General features: G+C 46.4%; 5 protein-coding genes and 1 pseudogene. 3 read left to right on the top strand and 3 right to left on the bottom strand.

All coding sequences use genetic code 11. From position 1 onward, the window contains the following. Positions 1-190: 190 nt before the first annotated feature. A complete protein-coding gene (gene ilvA / locus KDK19_RS04890) occupies positions 191-1,705 on the bottom strand; it encodes a threonine ammonia-lyase, biosynthetic (RefSeq protein ID WP_257274498.1) in 1,515 nt (504 codons plus the stop codon). A 187-nt stretch (positions 1,706-1,892) separates the two neighbouring features. Here ilvA and rpiA point away from each other — a divergent pair, with 187 nt between their 5' ends. Together rpiA and KDK19_RS04880 are read left to right on the top strand one after the other, a co-directional pair. After that, positions 1,893-2,564: a ribose-5-phosphate isomerase RpiA gene (gene rpiA, locus KDK19_RS04885; RefSeq protein ID WP_257255080.1), complete on the top strand. Its 672-nt coding sequence runs from the start codon at positions 1,893-1,895 to the stop codon at positions 2,562-2,564. A 474-nt stretch (positions 2,565-3,038) separates the two neighbouring features. After that, complete coding sequence (locus KDK19_RS04880) at positions 3,039-4,154, top strand: branched-chain amino acid ABC transporter substrate-binding protein (protein WP_257255082.1); 1,116 nt, start codon at positions 3,039-3,041, stop codon at positions 4,152-4,154. A 109-nt stretch (positions 4,155-4,263) separates the two neighbouring features. On the opposite strand, the gene KDK19_RS24300 is transcribed toward KDK19_RS04880, so the two are convergent. Continuing rightward, positions 4,264-5,205 (bottom strand): PDDEXK nuclease domain-containing protein, encoded by a 942-nt coding sequence (locus KDK19_RS24300; RefSeq protein WP_257291462.1) that lies wholly within the window; start codon positions 5,203-5,205, stop codon positions 4,264-4,266. Between the two features lie 189 nt (positions 5,206-5,394). Here KDK19_RS24300 and KDK19_RS04870 point away from each other — a divergent pair, with 189 nt between their 5' ends. Continuing rightward, entirely contained in the window at positions 5,395-6,603 is a 1,209-nt protein-coding gene (locus tag KDK19_RS04870; RefSeq protein WP_257255084.1) for a helix-turn-helix transcriptional regulator, read from the top strand. 64 nt (positions 6,604-6,667) lie between these two features. Here KDK19_RS04870 and KDK19_RS04865 read toward each other — a convergent pair. Further along, positions 6,668-7,288, bottom strand: a pseudogene (locus KDK19_RS04865) (type I restriction endonuclease subunit R); the annotation flags it as partial.

Genomic DNA, 7,288 nt, shown 5'->3' with positions numbered 1-7,288 from the left:
GCACATACCTGGGCGGCCCCCACCGATGGTAGTGTGGGGCTTCCCCATGTGAGAGTGGGTCATCGCCAGGCATTGAATAAAGCAGAACCCCAGTTGAGTGATCGACCGGGGTTTTTGTTTGTTCATGCTTTGTTTGTGCAGTAGGTAAGCCCCAGACAAGAAGTCCGGGGTTTCGGGTATCATGGAGTAATTATCCAAGAAACGCCTGATAAGCCTTATTATTCGTCTCCTCGCAATAGTTGTATTCTAAGTCAGCCAGAAATTTGGCTATGTGCTGTCTCTCTGTTTCTGGTACTTCCAGACCTACGGCGACGCGGCCATAGGCAGCACCATGGTTTCGGTAATGGAACATACTGATGTTCCATCGGGCACCCAGTTTATCCAGGAAGTTGAGCAGGGCTCCCGGACGTTCCGGAAATTCAAAACAATAAACCACCTCATCCTTCACTGCTTTACTGTGGCCGCCCACCATATGGCGGATATGCAACTTGGCCATCTCGTTTTCACTAAGGTTCTCTACCGGATAACCTTTCTCTTTCAATTCATCGATCAGATTATCGATAGGCATCTGATCAGGATGAACTTGGACACCTACAAAGATTCGGGCATTTTTGGGATCATGGAAGCGGTAGTTGAATTCGGTGATGTTCCTTTTACCGAGGGTTTCACAGAACTGTTTGAAGCTGCCTGGTTGCTCAGGGATGGTGACAGCGATGATCGCTTCGCGCTTCTCACCCAATTCTGCACGTTCAGAAACATAGCGCAGACGATCAAAATTTATATTGGCGCCACTGGCTATAGCCATCAGTTTTTGATGACTGGCACCTGTCTCACTGACATACTTTTTGAGGCCAGCCACACTAGCTGCACCGGCAGGCTCACAAACCGAGCGGGTATCATCAAAGATATCCTTGATGGATGCGCAGATTTCATCAGAGCTGACCGTGATCACTTTATCAATGTATTGCCGACAGAGCTTGAAGGTTTCTTCACCGATCTGTGCTACGGCAATACCGTCGGCAAAAATCCCCACATGAGGCAATGTTACCCGCTCATCAGCTTCCAGAGCTGCTTTCAGGCAGGCAGATTCTTCATACTCAACGCCGATGACCTTGATATCGGGACGCAGATATTTGATATAGGTCGCTATACCCGCTGCCAAACCGCCTCCACCGACAGGGACAAAAACCGCATCGAGCTGTCCAGAATGCTGACGGAGAATCTCCATGCCGATCGTGCCCTGACCGGCAATCGTGTATGGGTCATCATAAGGATGAATGAAGGTATAGCCCCGCTCTTCAACGAGTTTCATGGAGTAAGCCAGTGCCTGATCAAAGGTATCGCCATGAAGGATGACCTTGGCTCCTCTGGCTTCGCAAGCTTTGTACTTTATTTCAGGAGTAGTGCCGGGCATCACGATAACGGCTTCGATACCCATGGTTTTGGCTGCCATAGCCACGCCCTGGGCATGATTACCGGCAGAAGCACAGGTCACCCCGCGGGCTTTTTCCTCGGCGGTTAACTGGGCCATCTTGTTGTAAGCGCCCCGGATTTTAAATGAGAATACGGGTTGCAGGTCTTCACGCTTCAGAAAAACCTGATTATTCAAACGCTTGCTGAGAAAAGGAGCCTCATGAACAGGAGTCTCAATCGCCACATCATAAACTTTGGCTTCGAGTATCATTCTTATGTACTGATGAGGCATGGGACTTCACTTTCTTAATAACTTATCTTGGTTGGACTGATTCTAAACAGCCATGTACGCAAGAAACAATCTTTAATCGTGTTCAGATAATAAAAGGTTATACGGAATTTAAGGTATTTAGTTCAGCGGGGGCGTATTTCTGGGGGTATAATCCCCGCTTCATTGTATATGACCGCAAGGTAGAGACATGACCCAGGACGAGCTGAAGAAGGCGACTGCCGAGGCTGCATTGCAGCGGATTCTCCCTCATCTGGAAGATGATATGATCATCGGTATTGGCACGGGGTCCACGGCCAATTTCTTTATTGATGCTCTGGCAGAGCACCGAAACAGTTTTGATGGTTGCGTAGCCAGTTCAGAGGCTTCTGCCGATCGTTTGAAACAGCACGGCATTCCAGTTTATGACCTGAACAGTATCGGTGAACTGCGCTTTTATATTGACGGGGCCGATGAGTCCAGTGATCACCTGCATCTGATCAAAGGCGGAGGAGCGGCCCTGACAAGGGAAAAAATTGTGGCTGCAGTGGCGAAAGAGTTTATCTGTATTGCAGACGAGAGCAAGCTGGTAGACGTGCTGGGCGAATTTCCGCTACCTGTTGAGGTTATTCCTATGGCTCGCAGCCATGTTGCCCGAGAGTTGGTTAAGCTGGGCGGTGACCCCGCTTACCGGGAAGGGGTTATGACGGATAACGGCAATATTATTCTGGATGTATGGAATCTGAAGATTACTGACGCCATAGGTCTGGAAGAAAAAATCAACCAGATTGTGGGAGTCGTGACCAACGGTTTGTTTGCGGCGAGACCCGCTGACGTGCTACTGCTGGGTACTGCTGAAGGGGTTAAGACCATCAAGCGCTGAGTAACGCGAGCCGGGTGCAAACCCGGCCATTTTTCCTGACATCTCAGCATGAAAAGTTATTCATCACAGGCACTGATAAATAATGTTTTCTTGACTCGTAGCTGTTAGAAAATGGAATTCAAAAAAAAGTGAAGTGAAGCCAGGACGCTGCCCAAAGAAAGTGACAGTATAATCAGTTCGCCGGTGTTCAGTTCATGATCCTGAGTATTGTGTTGTTTTGTATCCATACTGCTTCTCCCTACATCTTGTTATGAGCATTCCCTTGCTGGATATTTACACTCTAGGTCTGTAATAGTTCTGCCGCCTTACGACGTTGGTAGATATTTAGACTTAAGTCGAAGAAAAAAGTTTGGAAAAAAAAGCTGCTATGACTGAAAAAAATCCTTAATATAACTTTTCGAGAGAAAGAAGGATTTAAATAATCAGAAAATGGAATTAGGTCCTTTCCAAGAGAACAACAGCATGATAAGAAAAATGAACAAAACTCTGGCCGCTCTGGCGGTATCTGCCGCCGTAGCAGGCGCTTCCGGCTTGGCTCAGGCCGCCGACACTATAAAAATCGCTTTGGCTGGCCCGGTCACAGGTCCTGTAGCCCAGTATGGTGATATGCAGTTCAGTGGTGCAAAGATGGCTGTCGAGCAGATCAATAAACAGGGGGGCGTCAATGGCAAGCAGCTGGAAGCGGTGGTCTATGACGATGCCTGTGATCCCAAACAGGCTGTAGCGGTTGCCAACAAGATCGTTAATGACGATATCCGCTTTGTAGTGGGGCACCTGTGTTCTTCTTCCACCCAGCCTACTACCGACATCTATGAAGATGAAGGCATCCTGATGATCACCCCCGCCTCCACCAGCCCGGATATCACCAGTCGTGGGTATGAATTGATATTCCGCACCATTGGACTCGACAGTCTGCAAGGACCTACTGCAGGTAACTACATCGTAGAAAGCATCAAGCCCAAGCGCATGGCGGTCATTCATGACAAGCAGCAGTACGGTGAGGGCATTGCAACAGCCGTTAAGAACACGGTTGAAAAAGCCGGTATTGATGTAGCTGTCTTTGAAGGTGTCACATCAGGAGACAAAGACTTTTCGGCACTGATTGCCAAGTTGAAGAAAGAAGATGTCGATTTTGTTTACTACGGTGGCTACCATCCTGAGCTGGGTCTGATTCTGCGTCAGAGTGCGCAAAAGGGTCTGAAGGCTAAATTCATGGGGCCTGAAGGTGTTGGCAACAAAGATATTTCAGCCATTGCCGGTCCTGCTTCAGAAGGTCTGCTGGTGACATTGCCGAAGAGTTTTGATCAGGATCCTGCCAATGCCACACTGGTAGCTGCTTTCAGAGCAAAAGGTGAAGATTCATCCGGTCCTTTCGTATTCCCTTCCTATTCTGCCGTTCAGGTTATGGCTGAAGGCATGGAGCTGACCAAGAGTGAAGACCCGGACGAAGTAGCCGAAGTTTTGCGTTCAAATACCTTCAGTACGCCAACAGGTAACCTGGCCTTCGATGGCAAGGGAGACCTGAAAGACTTCAGCTTTGTCGTCTACGAATGGCATGCTGACGGAACTAAATCTGAAGCTTCAAAATAAGAGCCCGACCGGAAAATACCATCGACTATAACTGTGTTGGTATTTTCATTAAAGGGAGTGGTCTGCTCAGGCCGACATTGAAATGTTCAGTTGTCGGCCTGTTTGTAACTCATCTCCCACCTCTCAATCCCTGTTCAATCTCTTCCACACTGGGCAACTGCGATTGCAGATTTTCCGGCAGTGACTGAGTGAGCTGGTATTCCGAGACGCCAATGGGCTTTTGCATATCGCTGAGGGAATACTCTGCTACCAGCTTGTCTTTGTTCTTGCATAGCAGGATGCCAATGGTGGGCGCATCGCCCTCTTTACGCAGCTGTTCGTCCACGGCCCTGATGTAAAAGTTCAGTTTGCCTGCGTGTTCTGGTTCAAAATCAACCGTCTTTAGCTCAATCACCACATAACAATGCAGCTGGGCATGGTAAAACAGCAGGTCGATATAAAAATCCCGTTGTCCTACCTGTATATGATACTGCTTGCCCATATAAGAAAAGCCAGCCCCTAATTCCAGCAAAAACTGGGTGATATGCTCGGTCAAACCCTGCTCAAACTCACGCTCGTTGTAGTTTTGGGTCAAGCTCAGGAAATCAAACACATAGGGGTCTTTCAGGGTCTCTTGTGCCAGATCAGATTGTATGGCTGGCAGGGTGGTACTAAAGTTACTGACGGCCTGCCCCTCACGCTGCCAGAGGCTACTTTCTATCTGGTGAGTCAGAACACTCCGGCTCCAACCGTATTTGATAGTGTTCTGCACGTAATACAGGGCTTCCTGCTTACTTTGGCATTTATTAATAATCAGTTGATTATGCCCCCAAGGTATTTGGGTTAATTGTGCAACAGGCTGTTGCGCAATTGACCTATCTTCAGACCAGAACGTATACCATTGTCTGATCAACTCAAGATTTCGACGAGAAAACCCTTTGATTTCAGGAAATTCCGCCATTAAATCCTTACTGAGCTGTTTCAGGAAGCCGTCGCCCCAATTAGCTTTGGACTGTCGACGAACAATGTCCTCCCCCAGTTCCCAATAAAAAGCCAGTAAGGTCGAATTCACCTGAACAGTTGGAACTACTGAACAGGAGCCTAACGAGTTATTACGTTTTTATTCGGCCTTAATCCCAATGGAATTAATGGTTCCAAGCTTTGATTGTAATTTTTACGGATAAATTACACTTTTTTTGTAATTACATATAACCCTATCTGTTCTATGCTCTTTAACCTAGGATATATGAGGCATTGAGCTATGACTGAAGTATCGAGGTATGAGTCGAAACTGTTTATTCATCATGCACTGGAATCTGTAAAAAGTTCAGGTGGGAACCAGAAACAGTTAGCTAAGTTGTTGGGGATTGAAGAGACTCGGCTTAGCGAAGCAAAAAATGGTAGATACTCTATTACCCCATCCGCTAAGCAAATGATTATTGAACATTTTGGTATGCCAAGACCTGGAAAAGGTGTTTATGTCAAAGGTGAGGTTTATGACAGTCTCGATGAGTTCATATGCAACTATGAGCAATCCAGTTTGGATAGGCACTTAAGTCGCTTAGCTAAGACGTTCAGTAGGTCGGACTATCAGGAAATTGCTTGTGGTTTATTCTATTGCTTGGTTGATAATGTAAGCGCTTCAGAAAAGCGCGATCTGAAAATTAAGATGATCAATGGTATTTTAAACGATGATCGCTTTGTAGAGTGGGGGAAGAAAGTAAGTTCGTATATTTATGGTGTTGAAAACCCCGCTTGTAATTCTCATAAAAGCTATGATGATCCGCCTGAACCTTTACCAGATTTTTCTTCTGAGCTAGAAAATGATCTGCTGAAAGGTTTTATTGATAGCGAGAGGAAATTATTTTCTTTTCCTAAAGGAAGGGATATTCATAAAGAAGAGTTTCGGAACACCTTTTATTGGCTGTGGCTATTAAAATACCATATGCCTGAGTTCAAGTTTGGTTTTCCTTTTGATGTGAAAACTCATCAGATGAAACAGATTGTTCTTACTGGGCGTGTAATAATGGATGACACCCATCAGACTGAAAAGGTTCGAGATATCAATCTTCACAAGGCCAGCGAGGTATCCACTCAATACAGCAGATACGAAAAGTTGGGTCATGTGCCTTATCTTGGGAGATATGTTCATCCGGAAGTAAGTATTGATCCACAATCCAAAATCAATTCAAAACCCGACTACTGGCCAATAACCCATCTCAAGTTATTTATGAATGAGTCAATGGAATATCACCTATGGATTAAGCTGGCCAGAGATTATCAATATAGTGATTCTCCTCAGATGGCAGATGAACGGGATATCATCATACGAAAAATACATTGGAAGGATTTATTTTCAGATATCGAGAAAATCAGAAAGTGGGTTGGCGCGGCTAACAGTCCAGAAGAATCTATCAAAACACAGATCGCGCTAGCTGGTGGATTTATTCCTGGTGCTGAAGTCCTTTGAGTCAGAACAAATATGGAAATCTTACCCTGCACTTCAGCAATGAAGCCCAGTGCAGGGCACTCACTCACCCCTTCAACATATCAAACACAACCCTGGCAAAGCCCCGAGCCAATTCAGGGTTGGAAAGATACTGCAACATCATTTCCTGTTGGGCTTCGTTGCTGTCCATTACAGCGTCATCAATGGCTTGTGGGAAGTCACCGAGCAGTGCTTGTTCAGCGGTATTGTTCTCAATCTGCTTCATCACGGTTTCGTTTTCGGCCAGTTTGTCCCGAACGGTGAAGGCATAACTGATCAGATCCGCATCGGTGAGGTTGTCGGTAATAAACATCTCATTCAGCCGTGCCACAATCTGGGATAAGAACTCTTCTTTCTTGTTCTTGGGTTTGGCTGAACCAACATCGCTGGAGGGTTCCAGTTTATAGCCCTCAGCGTCTTCCTTCAGTTCCCTCTCTTTTAAAGAAATGGCCTGCTGTCGAATCCTGGACAACCGGTAATGGCTCATCACCACGTTATCCAGGTCGATGTCATCTTCCTCGATGATTTTTTCACGGAGCAATGGGCGCAGATAGCGGGCGAAGAGGCTGAGTTTTTCCAGATCCTTGTCGTCGTAGTCCACAATCTGGGACATAAACTCGTAGAAACGGGTGAAGGTGCCTAAATCCTTCTTGAAGATTTCCAGCCG

The sequence above is a fragment of the Endozoicomonas sp. ONNA1 genome (assembly GCF_024606325.1).
Lineage (GTDB): Bacteria > Pseudomonadota > Gammaproteobacteria > Pseudomonadales > Endozoicomonadaceae > Endozoicomonas_A.
The sequence above is the reverse complement of the archived record's forward strand: the minus strand, read 5'-3'. Positions and strand labels throughout refer to the sequence as shown.